Source organism: Phycicoccus duodecadis, assembly GCF_002846495.1.
GTDB lineage: Bacteria > Actinomycetota > Actinomycetes > Actinomycetales > Dermatophilaceae > Phycicoccus > Phycicoccus duodecadis.
The window spans coordinates 3,155,163-3,171,666 of the sequence record NZ_PJNE01000001.1; the positions used below are offsets into that span (position 1 = coordinate 3,155,163).

Below are 16,504 nucleotides of genomic sequence, written 5' to 3' on the forward strand. Positions count from 1 at the left end.
GGGAAGCAAGGCCGCGGCGTCAGCGGCTCTCGGAGCCCTCCCCGAAGACGCGCACCTCCTGGGCGCACCGGCACGCGGTGGCGATGCGGGTGGCCCACTCGTGCGCAGCCTCGCGGGTCGGCAGGTCGAGGATCGTGTAGCCGCCCTCGAGCTGCGCAGTCTGCGGGTAGGTGTCGTCGGTGATCGTGCCGTCGCCGGCCACCCGCACCGGCGGGGTCGTCTCGTCGATGCCGCCGGCGAAGACCAGCACGCCGGCCTCCCGCGCAGCGTGCACGACGGCCATGGCGGCCTCGCCCACGGCGGGCAGCTCGTCGGGGGTCGCGTCCATGGCGCCGCTCGGGAACGAGATCAGGTAGTGGGTCATCGGGTCTCCTCCAGGTGGTGACGACGGCGAGCGCCTCGCGCCCGCTCCCCAGGCGTCCGAGTCAACCGCACCTCGGCGCGCGCCGGCCAGTGCGCGCCCGGTTCGTCCCTCCGCCGGGCCGCCGGTGCGCCTACCGTGGAACGGTGATGTTCGTCGTCCTGGGCCTCGCGGTCCTGGTGCTGTACGGGGTGATGGCGGTGCGCATGACCGTCGTCGCCCGCTCCGACCCCCCGCCCGGACGTTCGTGGTCGGCGCCCACGGCCGGATGAGGCGGCGCGAGCTCACCGCCGCCGAGTGGGTCCGCCGGTACCTGCCCTGGGGTCTCGCGGGTGGGATCGGTTGCGTCGTCATCGGCCTCGTCCTGATGGCCCTGGGCCGTTGACCCGGCGGACGACGACCGCGTGTCGGTTCGTGACCGACGGAGCCCGGCCGGGCAGGGTGGTGCCGGCCGTGGAGCGCCCGCGGCCGGGGGGACGTGCGAGGAAGAGTGCTGATGGTCAACATCCTGCTGGCGGGGGGTGTCTCGATGGTGGTGGCGCTGCTGGGGACACCGCTGTTCGCCCGGTACCTGGTACGCCGACGGTACGGGCAGTTCATCCACGACGACCTGACCCACCACCACTACAAGCGGGGCAAGCCCACGATGGGCGGCGTCGTCATCCTGGGCGCGACGGTGGTGGGGTACCTCGTCTCGCACGGGCTGCTGCTGCTGGCCGACGTCAGCGGGCTGCGGCCCGGCATGCACGACCCGCTGTCGCCGAGCGCCGGGCTGGTGCTGTTCCTGATGCTCGGGCTGGGGCTGGTCGGCCTCCTCGACGACTACACCAAAGTCAGCCGCGAGCGGAGCCTGGGCCTGACGTCGCGGCAGAAGCTGGCCGGGCAGGCCGTCGTGACGTTGATGTTCGCGCTGGGAGCCCTGTTCGTGACCGACGACGCCGGGCGCGCGCCGGCCTCGACGGCGATCTCGTTCATCCGCGACACCGGCCTCGACCTCGCGTTCGCCGGGCCGGTGCTGGGGGTGGTGCTGTTCGTCGTCTGGGCCAACCTGCTGATCACCGGGGCGTCGAACGGGGTCAACATCAGCGACGGGCTCGACGGACTGGCCGCTGGTGCGTCGGTGATGGTGTTCGGGGCGTACACGCTGATCGCGCTGTGGCAGAACAACCAGAGCTGCGCGGCGGTGCCGGGTGCCGCCTGCTACGAGGTGCCGAACGCGCTCGACCTGGCCGTGGTGGCGTGCTCGGTGGCGGGGGCGTGCTTCGGGTTCCTGTGGTGGAACGCGTCGCCGGCGCAGATCATCATGGGCGACACCGGGTCACTGTCGCTGGGGGCCGGGCTTGCGGGGATGGCGATCCTCACCCGCACCGAGCTGCTGCTGGCGGTGCTCGGTGGGCTGTTCGTCATCATCACGCTGTCGGTGATCATCCAGGTGGCGAGCTTCAGGCTGCGCGGCACGCGGGTCTTCCGGATGGCGCCGCTGCACCACCACTTCGAGCTGCTCGGCTGGGCCGAGATCACCATCGTCATCCGGTTCTGGATCATCGCCGGCATCTGCGTGGCCGCCGGGCTGGGGTTGTTCTACGCCGAATGGGTCGTCGCCCTCTGAGGTGATGCCCGCTCTACCCGGGCGCACGCGTCCGGTCAGCCGCGTCGACTCCTCTCGTGAGCCCGCACCGCGACGGCCAGCGCGAGCACGCCGTCCGTGGCGAACGGGTCCTTCCCGGTGAGCTCCTTGATGAGCGAGAGCCGGTGCCGCACCGTGTTGGGGTGGAGGAACTGGGCTTTCGCCGTCCGGCCGACGGACAGGTCGTGGTCGAGGAACTCGCGCAGCGTGTCCAGGTAGGTCGGTGAGGCGTGGCCGCCTGCTGCCACCAGGGGTTCGATGAGTCGGATCAGGAAGGGCTGCAGCCTCTCCCGGGGGATCGACTCGAGGAGCAGGCTGAACGACGCGACGTCGTCGGGTCCACACGCGCCGCCCCCGTTCGGCGCGGCCGCGAAGGCGAGTCGGGCCGCCGAGAGGGCCGAGCCGAGGTCGGCCAGGGCGACCGGGTCGGCGTACCCGCAGCGAAGCCGGGTGGCATCCGCGGCCGCCAGCACCGGCCTCAGCGACCCGGAGAGGGTCACCGTCTGGTCGTCGGTCTCGGCCACCGCGCCGCCCTCGAGCCGGCCCAGGAGCAGTGGAGCGGACCCGGGCGGCCAGGCGGCCACGACGAGCGACCTCGGGTCGAGCCCGTGCCCGGCGAGGGTGTCGCCCAACGACTCGGGTCGTGCCATGCCCGACTGGACGAGGTCGACGAGGTGCCCGAGCGACTCTGCCTGGGACGCCTGCCCGCGCAGCGTCTCCACCACGTCCGCGACCGCGAGGAAGGCGACCCCGTACGGCAGTGCCAGGAGCGGCAGGCCCAGTCGCTCGCAGGCCTCGGCCAGGCCGTCCGGGAGGTCGTCGTGGACGTCACCCAGACCGAAGCACAGCGCCGCCGCCCGCGCCGCGACGGCCTCGGCGAAGGTGGTGACGGCCCCACGGTCGAGCAACGAGGTGCCCACGGTGCAGACCAGCTCGTCCGGCCGCAGGTACTGCGAGGGGTCGACGAGCTCGGTCGTCTGGACCCACCGGACCGGCCGCGTGAGGTCGGCCGCGGGCGTCGCGAGGCCCAAGCCGAGGTCCGAGGCGGCGAGCAGGTCGGCCACCGTGCAGGACGGCGGGCGCTCGCGCATGGTGCGAATGTAGCCCAGTGGACCGCCGGCGGTTGGACATTCGCACAACCACCTCGGCGGCCGTTATGGGTTGCACCCTTCTACGGCCCAAACACTTGCCACCCCACCCCGTGGGCCATCACCGTGGGCGCAAAGGGTCAACGGAGTCCCTCACCGGAGGTTTCACATGTCGCAGACCGTCAACCCCGACCACGTCCTCAAGCGGGAGTTCTCGCTCTGGTCGTCCTTCGCCTTCGCTTTCGCCTTCATCTCCCCGATCGTCGCCCTCTACGGCATCTTCGGGCTCGCCATCGGCGCGGCCGGCCCCAGCTTCTGGTGGGCGTTCCTCGTCGTCTTCGGCGGTCAGCTGATCGTGGCCTTCGTCTTCGCGATGCTCGTCTCGCGCTGGCCGCTCGAAGGCTCGATCTACCAGTGGTCCCGACGGCTCATCGGCAACGGCTACGGCTGGTTCGCCGGGTGGACGTACATGTGGACCCTCGTGATCGCCATGGTCGCAGTGGGCCTGGGCGCGGCCGGTTTCGTCGCGAACATCGCGGGTGTGGAGGCGCCCACCGGCACCCAGCGGGCCCTGATCGCCGCGGTGATCCTCGTGCTCGCCACCGGCCTGAACCTCGTCGGTCGGCAGGCGCTGAAGATCTTCATGACGGCGAGCATCATCGCCGAGGTCGTCGGCTCCCTGGGGCTCGGCACCTGGCTGCTGCTGGCCCACCGGGTCAACCCCCTGTCCGTCCTGACCCAGGGCAGCGGCGGGGCCGGCGGCTACCTGGCGGTCTCCGGGCCCTTCCTGGTCGCCGTGATGTTCGTCGGCTGGTCCTTCGTGGGCTTCGAGAGTGCCGGTGCCATCGCCGAAGAGGTGCACGAGCCGCGGCGCAACCTGCCCAAGGCGGTCATCTCCTCGATCGTGCTCATCGCGATCGTCGTCATGTACTCCAGCCTGGCGATCATCCTCGCGATCCCCGACCTGGGCGCCGTCGCCAGCGGTGACGTCGCGGACCCCGTCTACGAGACCCTGACGAGCGCCCTCGGCCCGTCGATCGCCAAGCCCGTGGAGATCCTCTTCCTCATCGGCTTCGTCGCCAGCTTCCTGGCCCTGCAGACCTCGGCCTCGCGCGTCATCTGGTCCTACGCGAGGGACGGCGCGCTCCCCGGGTCCGGGGTCCTGGGCAGGCTGAGCACGGGCCAGCGCATCCCGGCCAACGCGATCTTCGTGACCACCGTGATCGGCATGGCCCTCCTCCTGCTCAGCCGGGTCGCCGAGAACGTCTACACGATCATGGTGAACTTCACCTCCGGGGGCTTCTACCTGGCGTTCCTGTTCCCGCTGGTCGGCCTCCTGGTCGCGCGGGCCCGTGGGACGTGGCGAGCCGGACCCTTCAGCCTGGGCCGCTTCACGCCGGTCGTCGCCGTCGTCGCGGCCGTCTGGGCGGCCCTGCAGTTCCTGAACATCTCCTGGCCCCGCCCCGTCTACCCCGGCCAGCGGTACCTCGACTGGTCCGTCTGGCTGGCGGTTCTCGTCCTCGGGATCATCGGCGTCGGGATCTATGCCAGCGTGCGCACCCGCCTGGTGCCGACCTCCGTCATCGACGACGAGGAGGCCGCCGACGAGGCCGGCCTCGCCGTCACCCAGTGACGGCTCGACCATGAGCCCGGACAGTCCCCAGCCCCCTCGCGCCGGCGGTGTCGCGGTCGTCTCCGGTGCGGCCAGCGGCATCGGCGCCGCCGTTGTGGCCATGCTGGCCGCCCATGGCTGGCGGGTGGGTGGCCTGGACCTTTTGGCGAGTGCCGGGTGCGACATGAGCGTGGCCGTCGACGTCACCGACGCTGCGGCCGTGGCGGCCGCGGTCGAGGCCATCCGCGGCGAGCTCGGGCCGGTCGATGCGGCGGTCAGCGTCGCCGGCCACTACGCGATGGCGCCGGTCAGCGACATCACCCTCGAGCAGTGGACGAGGATGCTCCGGGTGCATCTCGGCGGGCTGCGCAACCTGAGCAGGAGCGTCCTGCCCGCGATGGTGGACCGGGGTGCGGGCAGCATCGTCGCCATCACCAGCGAGCTGGCGGTCGGTGGCGGCGACGGGGACGCGCACTACGCCGCGGCCAAGGGGGCCATCATCGGGTTCGTGCGGTCGCTCGCCGCTGAGGTCGCTCCCCGCGACGTCCGCGTCAACGCCGTCGCCCCCGGCCCGACGGACACCCCGCTGCTCGCCCCCGACTCGCCGTGGCGGGCCGCCGAGTACCTCGAGACCCTGCCGATCCGCCGCCTGGGCTCGCCCGAGGAGGTCGCCCGGTGCGTGGCCTGGCTCATCGAGGAGGGCACCTTCTGTGTCGGCGAGATCCTCAACCCCAACGCCGGGGCGGTGATCTGAGGTGGCCGGCATCCTCGAGGGCCGCGTCGCCCTGGTCACCGGTGCCGCGCGCGGGATGGGCGTCGCTCACGCCCGGCGGCTGGCCGCTGACGGGGCGGTCGTCGCTCTCAACGACCTGGCCGAGAGCCCCGAGCTGACCTCGCTGGCCCACGAGCTCGGTGGCGTGACGGCGGTCGGCGACGTCAGCGACCCGGCGGCCGTGGCCCGGGTCGTCGCCCACGTCGAGGGTCGGGTGGGCCCCATCCGGATCCTCGTGGCGAACCACGCCTACATGTCGATGTCGCCCCTGACCCAGGACGACGAGGACGACTGGTGGCGGGTCGTCGACACCAACCTCGGTGGGACCTTCCACCTCATCCAGGCTGTCCTGCCGGGGATGCGCGCGAGTGGGGGAGGGCGCATCGTGATCATCGCGAGCGAGTGGGGGGTCATCGGCTGGCCCGACGCGACCGCCTACGCGGCCTCGAAGGCCGGGCTGGTCTCGCTGACCAAGACCCTGGGCCGCGAGCTGGCCCCCGAAGGGATCGTCGTCAACGCGATCGCTCCGGGCGTCATCGACACCCCGCAGCTCCTCGTCGACGCCGATGCCGCCGGGGTGAGCCTGAGCGAGATGCACGAGACCTACGCGCAGAGCATCCCCCTCGGTCGCATCGGTGCCGCCGAGGAAGTCGCCGCGGCGGTCGCGCTGCTCGCCGACCACCGCCTCGGGTCCATGGTCGGTCAGGTCGTCCAGGTCAACGGCGGCTCCACCCGCGCCCGGGCCTAGAGGAAAGAGGAGTCAGATGAGCGAAGAGTACGTACGCCACAGCAACGGCAACGTGGGCCAGGTCGACGGGATGCGCTCGCCCCGCTACGCCGGCTTCCCCACGTTCGCGCGGCTGCCCCGGCGCGAGGACGTACCCGACTTCGACATCGCCGTCCTGGGGGTCCCCTTCGACGCGGGGGTGACCTACCGGCCGGGCGCGCGCTTCGGGCCGTCGGCGATCCGGGCGGCGTCACGGCTGCTGCGGCCGTATAACCCCGCGCAGGACGTCAGCCCCTTCGAGGTGGCCCAGGTCGTCGACGCCGGGGACGTGGTGGCCAACCCGTTCGACATCACCGAGGGCCTCGAGGCGATCTCCGCCGCCGCGACCGAGCTCATCGGCCCCGGCCGCCCCCTGGTGGCCCTCGGCGGGGACCACACCATCTCGCTGCCGCTGCTGCGTGCGCTGCACACCGCGTACGGACCGATCGCCCTCGTGCACTTCGATGCTCACCTCGACACGTGGGACACCTACTTCGGGGCGCCCTGCACCCACGGGACGCCCTTCCGCCGGGCCTCGGAGGAGGGCCTGGTCGCCAAGGGGCACTCGGCCCACGTCGGCATCCGCGGGTCGCTCTACGACCGGCGTGACCTGCTCGACGACGCCGAGCTCGGGTTCACCTGCATCCACGCCCGTGACCTGGACAGCATCGGGGTGGCGGGCGCGGTGGAGCGGATCAAGGCCCGGGTCGGTGACCTCCCGGTGCACGTCTCGATCGACATCGACGTCCTCGACCCGGCCTTCGCGCCCGGCACGGGCACGCCCGAGGCCGGGGGGCTGACCAGCCGCGAGCTGCTCGCGATCCTGCGGGGCCTGGGCGACCTGAGGCTGGTCAGTGCGGACATCGTCGAGGTGGCTCCCGCCTACGACCACGCCGAGGTGACCGCGGTCGCCGCCGCGCACCTCGCCTACGACCTCATCAGCCTCCTCGCGGTGCGCACATGAACGACCGGGCGGCCGCCGCCACGGGTGGCGTGCCGGCGGACTCGGTCCCGTGGCCCGGCGGCGCACGATCGGCGGCGGCCTTCACCTTCGACGTCGACGCCGAGTCCGCCGTGCTCTGGGGATCGCCCGGCACGGCGGACCGGATGAGCGTGGTCAGCCACCAGGCCTACGGACCCCTGGTCGGGGTGCCGCGCCTCCTCGACCTGCTCGAGCGCCACGGCATCCGGTCGACGTTCTTCGTCCCGGGGTACACCGCCCATCGCTACCCCGACACGGTGCGACGCATCGCCGACGCGGGACACGAGATCGCCCACCACGGCTACCTGCACGAGCAGCCGACCGCCCTGACCGAAGCGGAGGAGGTGGAGGCGATCGAGCGCGGCCTGGCCGCCCTACAGGAGGTCGCCGGCGTGCGACCCGTCGGCTACCGCGCCCCCATGTGGGACCTGTCCTGGCGCACCCCCGCTCTCCTCGCCGAGCGCGGGTTCCTCTACGACTCCTCCCTCATGGACGCCGACACCCCGTACGAGCTCGCCGTCGGCGACACCTCCCTCGTGGAGATCCCGATCCAGTGGGCCCTCGACGACTGGGAGCAGTACTGCTTCCTGCCCGACATCACCGGTTCCGGGCTCATCGAGACCCCGGCGAAAGCCGTCGAGCTGTGGCGGGCCGAGTTCTCGGCGCTGCGCGACGCCGGCGGATGCTGGGTGCTGACGAACCACCCCTTCCTCAGCGGCCGACCGTCGAGGGCCGCGGCCCTGTCCGACCTGATGGCGGAGGTCGTCGCCTGCGACGACGTGTGGGTCGCACCCCTCGGCGAGATCGCCGCCCACGTCCGCGGCCTGGGCCTGACGCCCCGATCGATCGAGAAGCCCGCGCTCTGACCACCAGAGCACCCCATCGCACGACACCACGAGAGGCGGATGGTCCGATGACCACCTTCGACACCCGAGACTTCGTCCCCGACCCGGAGAAGGGCGCCCGGGTGGCGCAGGACGACCGGGCGCACGTGTTCCATTCGTGGTCGGCGCAGGCTCAGATCAGTCCGTTGCCGATCGCGGGGGCGTCGGGGAGTCATTTCTGGGACTTCGAGGGGAAGCGGTACCTGGACTTCTCGAGCCAGCTGGTGAACGTCAACATCGGCTACCAGCATCCGAAGCTGGTCGCGGCGATCCAGGAGGCCGCGGCCCGGCAGTGCACCATCGCGCCGAGCTTCGCGGACGAGTCGCGTTCGGAGGCGGCGCGGATGATCGCCGAGCGCGCGCCGGGGAGCCTGGACAAGGTGTTCTTCACCAACGGTGGCGCGGAGGCCACCGAGAACGCGATGCGGATGGCGAAGCTGCACACGGGGCGGAACAAGGTGCTGACCACGTACCGCAGCTACCACGGCGCCACCGCGGGCTCGATCGCCGCGACGGGTGACCCGCGGCGGTGGGCCAACGAGCCGGGGGTGGCGGGGATCGTGCACTTCTGGGGGCCTTACCCGTACCGCTCGCCGTTCCACTCCGCCGACGCGGCGCAGGAGTGCGAGCGGGCGTTGCAGCACCTGCGCGAGACGATCATGGTCGAGGGCGCGCACACGATCGCGGCGATCATGCTCGAGACCGTGGTCGGCACCAACGGGATCCTGGTGCCGCCGGAGGGGTACCTGGCCGGGGTCCGCGAGATCTGTGACGAGCACGGCATCGTGTACATCGCCGACGAGGTGATGGCCGGGTTCGGGCGGTGTGGTGAGTGGTTCGCGGTCGACCACTGGGGCGTGGTGCCGGACCTGATCTGCTTCGCCAAGGGCGTCAACTCCGGGTACGTGCCGCTCGGTGGGGTGGTGATCTCGGCCGAGATCGCGGCCACGTTCGACGAGCGGGTCTTCCCGGGCGGGCTGACGTACTCGGGGCACCCGTTGGCGTGCGCGTCGGCGGTGGCCTCGATGCGGATCTTCGACGAGGAGGGCATCCTGGAGAACGTCCGCAAGGTCGCCGACACCGTCATCGCACCCCGGCTGGCCGAGATCGCCGACAAGCACCCCAGTGTGGGCGAGGTGCGCGGGTTGGGGTTCTTCTGGGCGCTGGACCTGGTGCGCGACCCCGAGACCCGCGAGCCGCTGGTGCCCTACAACGCCTCCGGGCCCGCGGCGGCCCCGATGACCGAGCTCGCCGCGGCGTGCAAGGCCGAAGGGCTCTGGCCGTTCACCCACTTCAACCGCACCCACGTGGTCCCCCCGTGCACGACCACCGCCGAGGAGATGGCCGAGGGCCTCGACATCCTCGACCGCGCCCTCGACGTCACCGACCGCCACGTCACCGGCTGACCGCGCACCGTCAGCGCGTTCTGCCACCGAACCCACGTCCACTCCACCCAGATCGAGGACCTGCTCATGAATACCCCCAGCCGCATCACCCATCTCGTTGCCGGTAAGTCCTGGGAGGGCACCGCTGAGCGGACGAGCCCGGTCTTCAACCCGGCGACGGGTGAGCAGACCGGTGTCCTCGACCTGGCGTCGGCCGACCTCGTGGGTGAGGTCGTGGCGGGCGCGAAGGAGGCGTGGTCGAACGAGTGGGGGAGCATCTCCCTCACCAAGCGGACCCAGGTCCTGTTCAAGTTCCGCCAGCTGCTCGACGAGCGCAAGGAGGAGATCGCGGCCCTGATCACCGCCGAGCACGGCAAGGTCCTGTCCGACGCCCTCGGCGAGGTGACCCGTGGCCTCGAGGTGGCGGAGTTCGCCTGCGGCATACCGCACCTGATGAAGGGCGGGTTCACCGAGAACGCCTCGACCAAGGTGGATGTGTACTCGATCCGGCAGAGCCTGGGTGTCGTCGCGGTCATCAGCCCGTTCAACTTCCCGGCCATGGTGCCGATGTGGTTCATCCCGGTCGCCATCGCCACCGGGAACGCGGTGGTGCTGAAGCCGTCGGAGAAGGACCCCTCGGCGGCGATCGCGATTGCGAAGCTGTGGACCGAGGCCGGGCTGCCGGACGGGGTCATGAACGTCGTCAACGGGGACAAGGAGGCCGTCGACGCCCTCCTGACCCACCCGGACGTCAAGGCGGTGTCGTTCGTGGGGTCCACCCCGATCGCCAAGTACGTCTACGAGACCGGTACCGCGCACGGCAAGCGGGTGCAGGCCCTCGGGGGTGCCAAGAACCACATGATCGTCCTGCCGGACGCCGACCTCGACCTGGCCGCCGATGCCGCGGTCAACGCCGGGTTCGGGTCGGCGGGGGAGCGCTGCATGGCGATCTCGGCCCTGGTCGCGGTCGAGCCGATCGCCGACGACCTCATCGCACGGATCACGGACCGGATGGGCAGGCTGGTCACCGGCGACGGGACGCGCGCCTGCGACATGGGGCCGCTGGTCACCAAGCAGCACCGCGACAAGGTGGCCTCCTACCTCGATGCCGGGGTGGCCGAGGGTGCGACGCTGGTGGTGGACGGCCGCGAGGGCGAGGTCGATGCCGAGGGGGAGGGCTACTTCCTCAAGCCGACGTTGTTCGACCACGTGACGCCGGACATGTCGCTATACCAGGACGAGATCTTCGGCCCCGTGCTCTCGGTGCTGCGGGTTAAGACCTACGACGAGGCGTTGGCGCTGATCAACGCCAACCCGTACGGCAACGGCACCGCGATCTTCACCAACGACGGTGGCGCCGCCCGTCGCTTCCAGAACGAGGTCGAGGTCGGGATGATCGGCATCAACGTGCCGATCCCCGTGCCGATGGCCTACTACTCCTTCGGCGGCTGGAAGAACAGCCTGTTCGGCGACACCCACGCCCACGGCATGGAGGGCGTGCACTTCTTCACCCGCGGCAAGGTGGTCACCTCGCGCTGGCTCGACCCGAGCCACGGCGGCCTCGAGCTGGGCTTCCCCCAGAACGGTTGATCCTCGACAGCGCCCTTTACGCCGTCGCGTCTGGAGGAGATTCGGTCAGGGGCTGACCCGGTGGGCGGCGCAGGCGCCGCCCCCGGACCCGGTTGGGACGTTCATCGAGCAGAACGCCGCGGGTCGCCGCATCGCCAGCTCGGAGCCCGCCGTCGCCCGGCGTGGGGTTCGACCAGCCGATCCTGGCGGCGGCCCCCGTGCCTCGGTGACGGTGTTCGCGGCGTACACGCTGATCGCGCTGTGGCAGAACAACCAGAGCTGCGCGGCGGTGCCGGGTGCCGCCTGCTATGAGGTGCCGAACGCGCTCGACCTGGCCGTGGTGGCGTGCTCGGTGGCGGGGGCGTGCTTCGGGTTCCTGTGGTGGAACGCGTCGCCGGCGCAGATCATCATGGGCGACATCGGGTCGCTGTCGCTGGGGGCCGGGCTTGCGGGGATGGCGATCCTCACCCGCACCGAGCTGCTGCTGGTGGTGCTCGGTGGGCTGTTCGTCATCATCACGCTGTCGGTGATCATCCAGGTGGCGAGCTTCAGGCTGCGCGGCACGCGGGTCTTCCGGATGGCGCCGCTGCACCACCACTTCGAGCTGCTGGGCTGGGCCGAGATCACCATCGTCATCCGCTTCTGGATCATCGCCGGCATCTGCGTGGCCGCCGGGCTGGGGCTGTTCTACGCCGGATGGGTCGTCGCCCTTGAGGTGATGGTCGCTACGCCCTGGGCCACTCGACCAGTCAGCTGCGTCGGCTCCTTTCGTGAGCCCTCACCGCGACGGCCAGTGCCAGTACGCCTTCGGTGGCGAGGCCCCTGACCGCCCCACGGGTCTGCGGGAGGTGCGTCCTTCCGCCCAGAAGGGGCTACCCCTGCTTCGGCTGGCGACCTGAAGGCGGGTTGAGCGGCAGGCGGCCGGTCAGGCGACCTTGCCCGCGTAGCGCTGACGGGCGGCTTCTCCGCTGGTGCCGACGAACGCCCCGATCGCCGACCAGGACATCCCCGCGGTGCGGGCGGCCTGGATCGCGTCGATGACGTGCTGTTCGGCTGCGGAGCGTTCTTGGACGGCGACGCGCAGGAGGGCCACGGCCTGGGCATCCTGCTCGTCGCCGGGTGCGGGCTCGTAGTCCTCGAAGCGAGCAGCGAGCTCGTCGGCGTGCTTGAGGATCTCTTCGACAGTTCTAGGCATGTGGCATCACTCGAGGAATCTCTTACGGGCGCGCATGGCGTGGACGATGACCACGGCAGTGTCGCCCTCGACGTAACCGACTTCGAGAATGATGGCGGCCGAGTTCGGGCCGAGCATCATCGTGAACCCGTCGCCCAGGTCCCAGACCCGGATCGGGTCTCGATAAGCGTGGAGGATGTCCTCCGCGCCCAGACCGTGCTTGAAGGCCGACGGTGCAATGATCGGGTCCTCCAGCACCCCTCCAAGGTAACTTGCTCCCCTACGGTCGGCAAGCCCGTGATTCCTGGCGGCGTGGTTCTGACGCTCCCCTGCCGGCCCAGTCAGGACATCCTCTTGGGCCTGCGTCACAGCGCCGCCTGCCGGGCTACACCTGCACGCATCGCCAGTTGGGTCAGCGGTGTCGTTCGACGGTCAACTCCACCGTCAGCATCTGATCCACTGTGATACCCGCCGAGTCCCGAACCACATTCTTCAACGGCAGGAGGTATCGCCCCTCCTTGGGGAACAGCGCTGTCGTGAACTCAATGTCGATGATGCGCACCACCACTGCTACCTGGCCCCAGTACTCCAGCCCGCGGGCGGCGACTTTGATGGCGGCGCTCACGTCGTCCGGAACGTCCACGAAGAAGAAGGGCGCCGGTCCCCGCCACTCCACGACTGGACCCTCGAACTCCACGTCCCAGTCCTTCACGAGGTCCATCGTGCCGTGAGGAGTCTCAATTCAGCAGAACTCCGCTGGATTCTTCCAGCAAAGGCGGAGACCGCTGCCCGCCCGCCGAGGGCGCACTAGCGACGAAGGGAGCAACTGAGTCCTTCCGCCGCGACGCGGCTGTTCTTGTGCGAGGGTCCACCCCCGCGCTCACGCGCGGAGGCGCCTCGGATGGACGAGAGCCAGGCGGCTGGGCTCAGCAGTTGTGGATTGCGTGAAGTTGAGTCCCGGATAGTGGTGTAGCGCGGTCGCCGTCCTCGGGTTGGGGCTGGACGTGGATGCGGCCACCGCGTGATCCTTCGAGTGAACCTCTCACAGCACTCTCGAACGGAGCATCACGATGACCGCACCACACATTGTCGACCCTGCTGGGCTGCTTGGCGAGGCGTTGGCCGAAGCCTCGCCGGACCTGATGCGTTCGCTGCTGCAGTCGATCATCAACGCGTTGCTGTCCGCGGATGCGGATGCGGTGGTCGGCGCGGAGTGGGGACGCCCCAGCCCGGAGCGGGTCGCGCAGCGCAACGGCTATCGCCACCGCGAGCTGGACACCCGGGTCGGCACGATCGACGTGGCCGTGCCCAAGCTGCGCACGGGGAGCTACTTCCCGCAGTGGCTGCTGGAGCGTCGTAAGCGCGCGGAGTCGGCGCTGGTCACCGTGGTGGCCGACTGCTACCTGGCCGGGGTGTCCACCCGGCGGATGGACAAGCTGGTCAAGACCTTGGGGATCGACTCGCTGAGCCGTTCGCAGGTCTCGCGGATGGCCGCCGACCTCGACCAGCAGGTCGAGGACTTCCGCCACCGCCCGCTGGGCCCGGCCGGGCCGTTCACGTTCGTGGCCGCGGACGCGTTGACGATGAAGGTCCGCGAGGGAGGACGGGTGGTCAACGCGGTCGTCCTGGTCGCGGTCGGGGTCAACGGCGACGGGCACCGTGAGGTCCTGGGCATGCGGGTGGCCACCAGCGAGACCGGGGCGGCGTGGAACGAGTTCTTCGCCGACCTGGTCGCCCGCGGCCTGGCCGGGGTCAAGCTGGTCACCTCCGATGCCCACCCCGGGCTGGTCGAGGCGATCGCGGCGAACCTGCCCGGCGCGTCCTGGCAGCGCTGCCGCACGCACTACGCCGCGAACCTGATGAGTATCTGTCCCAAAAGCATGTGGCCGGCCGTCAAGGCGATGCTGCACTCGGTGTACGACCAGCCCGACGCCGCGGCCGTACACGCCCAGTTCGACCGGCTGATCGACTACGTCAGCGACAAGCTGCCCGCGGTCGCGCAGCACCTGGCCGCCGCCCGCGAGGACATCCTGGCCTTCACCGCGTTCCCCAAGGACGTGTGGACCCAGATCTGGTCCAACAACCCCGCCGAACGCCTCAACCGCGAGATCCGCCGCCGCACCGACTCCGTCGGCATCTTCCCCACCCGAGAAGCGATCGTCCGCCTCGTCGGCGCGGTCCTGGCCGAGCAGACCGACGAATGGGCAGAAGGACGCCGCTACCTCGGCCTGGAAGTCCTGACCCGCTCTCGCCTGACCCCCCTCACCACCACCGACCCCGAGAACGGAGCAGAACCCATGTCCGCCCTGACCGCCTAACCCAACGAAGATCACGCAGCGTTACACCACCACCGGGGACTTGACCTTGCGTGAGCCAGGTCCGCCAGCGCGTGCCGACGATGCCGCGGATCACGTCTGGATTCAGCCGGAAGTACTCGTGCACGACGATGTTGCGTAGACGGCGATGGATGCCCACGGAACCTCAGGCATGGGATCTCGGGCGTCGCGACCGTCCAGTCTTCAAGCGTCGTCGACATACGGTGGGTCAGCATCTGAGCGAGGACCCTCGGACTGGCCGGCACCGTAAGCTAGCGGCGCCGCGGATGTGCGTCGACCTCGTCTGCTGGGGCGGGGAGTCACTGCCGGGGACCGCGCTTTCGGAGGTGTCACGCTCTGCCGACGTGGCCCCGTCGACAGCGGTGCCGGGGGCGGCAGCCGCCGGGGCGGCGGCCGCCTCACGACGTCACGAATCCGTCGCCACGCACCCCGGCGAACCGACTGCCGGCCAGGGCGTCAGTCCTCGATGGCCTGGTAGACGACCGCGCGGAAGTCGGCCTCGGGCAGGTCGAAGCCGACCATGTGCTGCGTCATGAGCACCCCGACGATCTCCTCCACCGGGTCGACCCAGAAGTAGGTCTTGGCCGCACCGGACCAGCCGAACTCGCCGACCGAGCCCGCCAGTGCGGTCTGGCCGATGTCCATGGCGACGCGGGAGCCGAGGCCGAACCCGTACCCGGGCGCTGCAACGCCGCCCAGGGTGTACGGGAGCAGCGCCGGCGCGAGGTGGTTGGTGTGCATCAGCTCGAGCGTCTTGCGGCCGAGGATGCGGGTACCGTCCTCGGCCTTGCCCGTGAGCAGCATGTTCGCGAACCGCAGGTAGTCCGAACCGGTGCCGAACAGGCCGTGGCCACCGCGCTGGAAGACATCCGGGGTGTCGCTCGGGTACGTCGCGTCCACGTCCCGGCGGCCGAGGTCGCCGGTGGCGAAGGCGATCGCGAGCTTGGTGAACGTCATGTCCTGGCCGACGATGTCCGGGAGGCCGTACATGGCGGCAAGACGGCCACGCTCCGACTCCGGCACGCCAAAACCCGTGTCCGTCATACCGAGCGGGCCGAACAGGCGCTCCGAGAGGAACTCCCCGAGCTTCTGGCCCGAGATCACCTCGATCAGGCGGGCTGCGACGTCGATGCCCACGCTGTAGTGCCACCGCGTCCCCGGCGCGAAGGCCAGCGGAAGCGTGGCGACCTCGTCGACGAACTGCTCAAGGGTACGCGTCGGGTCGTTGCCGATCCGCTTCTGGCGGTATTGCTCCGCGACCGGGAAGTCCTCGAGGAAGTCGTAGGTGAGCCCACTGGTGTGGCTCATCAGGTCGCGGACCTGCATCGGGCGCAGCAGCGACTGGTCCTCGAGCGTCCCGCCCGGCCCGGCGATCTTCGTCGCCGCGAAGGCCGGGATCCACTTGGCGACCGGGTCGACGAGCTGGAACTTCCCCTCTTCGAAGAGGGTCATCAGGGCGGTGCAGATGATCGGCTTGGTCATCGAGTAGAGGCGGTAGATCGTGTCCTCCGCCACGGGCACGCCGGCCTCGCGGTCCTGCCAACCGAGGCACTCGGAGTGCACGAGCCGACCGCGGCGCGACACCAACGTCGTGAAGCCGGCGTAGCCGCCCTGGTCGACGTACTTCTGCAGCGCGGGCGCGATCAGCTCGAGGCGGTCGGCGCTCATCCCCACCGAATCGGGGGACGTGAGCCGCGGGTCGACCTGGGCCATCGTGGATCTCCTTTGATCGGGAAGGGTGCTGAACGTACGCGTGCGCCCTACTGGTCCAGGGTGCGCAGCGCTGGTGAGGGTTCACGAGAAGGATCACGCGGTGGCCGCACCCCGTCCAGCACCGACACACGTGACAGCCACGAACTCAACGATCGGGCTGCACCACTGTCCGGGGCTCAGCTGAGTGCGGCCGGCGCGAAAGACGTGATCACGCGCCGAGATGCGCCTATCCGCC

At 70.4% G+C, this 16,504-nt stretch carries 16 protein-coding genes and 1 pseudogene; 11 read left to right on the top strand and 6 right to left on the bottom strand.

The features are described from left to right. Positions 1-19 precede the first annotated feature (19 nt). Positions 20-364, bottom strand: a complete 345-nt coding sequence (locus tag ATL31_RS14615) for a YciI family protein (RefSeq protein WP_101396521.1) — start codon at positions 362-364, stop codon at positions 20-22. A gap of 143 nt (positions 365-507) precedes the next feature. On the opposite strand from ATL31_RS14615, the gene ATL31_RS17130 reads away from it, so the two are divergent. Together ATL31_RS17130 and mraY are read left to right on the top strand one after the other, a co-directional pair. Further along, positions 508-633 carry a hypothetical protein gene (locus ATL31_RS17130; protein ID WP_281256272.1) on the top strand — a complete coding sequence of 42 codons (126 nt, stop codon included), beginning with the start codon at positions 508-510 and terminating at the stop codon, positions 631-633. A 224-nt stretch (positions 634-857) separates the two neighbouring features. Then, entirely contained in the window at positions 858-1,970 is a 1,113-nt protein-coding gene (gene mraY / locus ATL31_RS14620) for a phospho-N-acetylmuramoyl-pentapeptide-transferase (RefSeq protein WP_101396523.1), read from the top strand. A gap of 35 nt (positions 1,971-2,005) precedes the next feature. Here mraY and ATL31_RS14625 read toward each other — a convergent pair whose 3' ends face one another. Further along, positions 2,006-3,079: a PucR family transcriptional regulator gene (locus tag ATL31_RS14625; protein WP_101396525.1), complete on the bottom strand. Its 1,074-nt coding sequence runs from the start codon at positions 3,077-3,079 to the stop codon at positions 2,006-2,008. 166 nt (positions 3,080-3,245) lie between these two features. Between ATL31_RS14625 and ATL31_RS14630 the strand changes: the two genes are divergently transcribed. From ATL31_RS14630 to ATL31_RS14665, 8 genes and pseudogenes are all read left to right on the top strand, one after another. Continuing rightward, entirely contained in the window at positions 3,246-4,709 is a 1,464-nt protein-coding gene (locus tag ATL31_RS14630; protein ID WP_101396527.1) for an APC family permease, read from the top strand. A gap of 10 nt (positions 4,710-4,719) precedes the next feature. Continuing rightward, a complete protein-coding gene (locus ATL31_RS14635; RefSeq protein ID WP_101396529.1) occupies positions 4,720-5,442 on the top strand; it encodes an SDR family NAD(P)-dependent oxidoreductase in 723 nt (240 codons plus the stop codon). Position 5,443: 1 nt separating this feature from the next. Then, a complete protein-coding gene (locus ATL31_RS14640; RefSeq protein WP_101396531.1) occupies positions 5,444-6,208 on the top strand; it encodes an SDR family NAD(P)-dependent oxidoreductase in 765 nt (254 codons plus the stop codon). Between the two features lie 16 nt (positions 6,209-6,224). Next, the gene (gene speB / locus ATL31_RS14645) at positions 6,225-7,190 is read left to right on the top strand and encodes an agmatinase (RefSeq protein WP_101396533.1); all 966 of its coding nucleotides are present in this window, start codon (positions 6,225-6,227) and stop codon (positions 7,188-7,190) included. Further along, a complete protein-coding gene (locus ATL31_RS14650) occupies positions 7,187-8,074 on the top strand; it encodes a polysaccharide deacetylase family protein (RefSeq protein ID WP_170062508.1) in 888 nt (295 codons plus the stop codon). Before speB ends, ATL31_RS14650 begins: the two co-directional genes overlap by 4 nt. 47 nt (positions 8,075-8,121) lie before the next feature. Then, on the top strand, positions 8,122-9,498 hold the full coding sequence (locus tag ATL31_RS14655) for an aspartate aminotransferase family protein (protein ID WP_101396535.1): 1,377 nt from the start codon (positions 8,122-8,124) through the stop codon (positions 9,496-9,498). 66 nt (positions 9,499-9,564) lie between these two features. Continuing rightward, positions 9,565-11,067: a CoA-acylating methylmalonate-semialdehyde dehydrogenase gene (locus ATL31_RS14660; protein ID WP_101396537.1), complete on the top strand. Its 1,503-nt coding sequence runs from the start codon at positions 9,565-9,567 to the stop codon at positions 11,065-11,067. A 193-nt stretch (positions 11,068-11,260) separates the two neighbouring features. After that, positions 11,261-11,752: pseudogene (locus ATL31_RS14665) on the top strand (MraY family glycosyltransferase); the annotation flags it as partial. A 219-nt stretch (positions 11,753-11,971) separates the two neighbouring features. Here the strand turns inward: ATL31_RS14665 and ATL31_RS14670 are convergent. From ATL31_RS14670 to ATL31_RS14680, 3 genes are all read right to left on the bottom strand, one after another. Continuing rightward, entirely contained in the window at positions 11,972-12,241 is a 270-nt protein-coding gene (locus ATL31_RS14670; RefSeq protein WP_101396540.1) for a hypothetical protein, read from the bottom strand. Between the two features lie 6 nt (positions 12,242-12,247). Continuing rightward, positions 12,248-12,478, bottom strand: coding sequence for a hypothetical protein (locus ATL31_RS14675; protein WP_245862516.1), 231 nt, complete (start codon positions 12,476-12,478; stop codon positions 12,248-12,250). A 154-nt stretch (positions 12,479-12,632) separates the two neighbouring features. Beyond that, a complete protein-coding gene (locus ATL31_RS14680) occupies positions 12,633-12,932 on the bottom strand; it encodes a DUF1905 domain-containing protein (RefSeq protein ID WP_211284042.1) in 300 nt (99 codons plus the stop codon). A gap of 358 nt (positions 12,933-13,290) precedes the next feature. Between ATL31_RS14680 and ATL31_RS14685 the strand changes: the two genes are divergently transcribed. Continuing rightward, positions 13,291-14,538, top strand: a complete 1,248-nt coding sequence (locus ATL31_RS14685) for an IS256 family transposase (RefSeq protein WP_101396331.1) — start codon at positions 13,291-13,293, stop codon at positions 14,536-14,538. 474 nt (positions 14,539-15,012) lie between these two features. Here ATL31_RS14685 and ATL31_RS14690 read toward each other — a convergent pair whose 3' ends face one another. Continuing rightward, positions 15,013-16,269 (bottom strand): serine hydrolase domain-containing protein, encoded by a 1,257-nt coding sequence (locus ATL31_RS14690; protein ID WP_101396544.1) that lies wholly within the window; start codon positions 16,267-16,269, stop codon positions 15,013-15,015. Between the last annotated feature and the right edge of the window lie 235 nt (positions 16,270-16,504).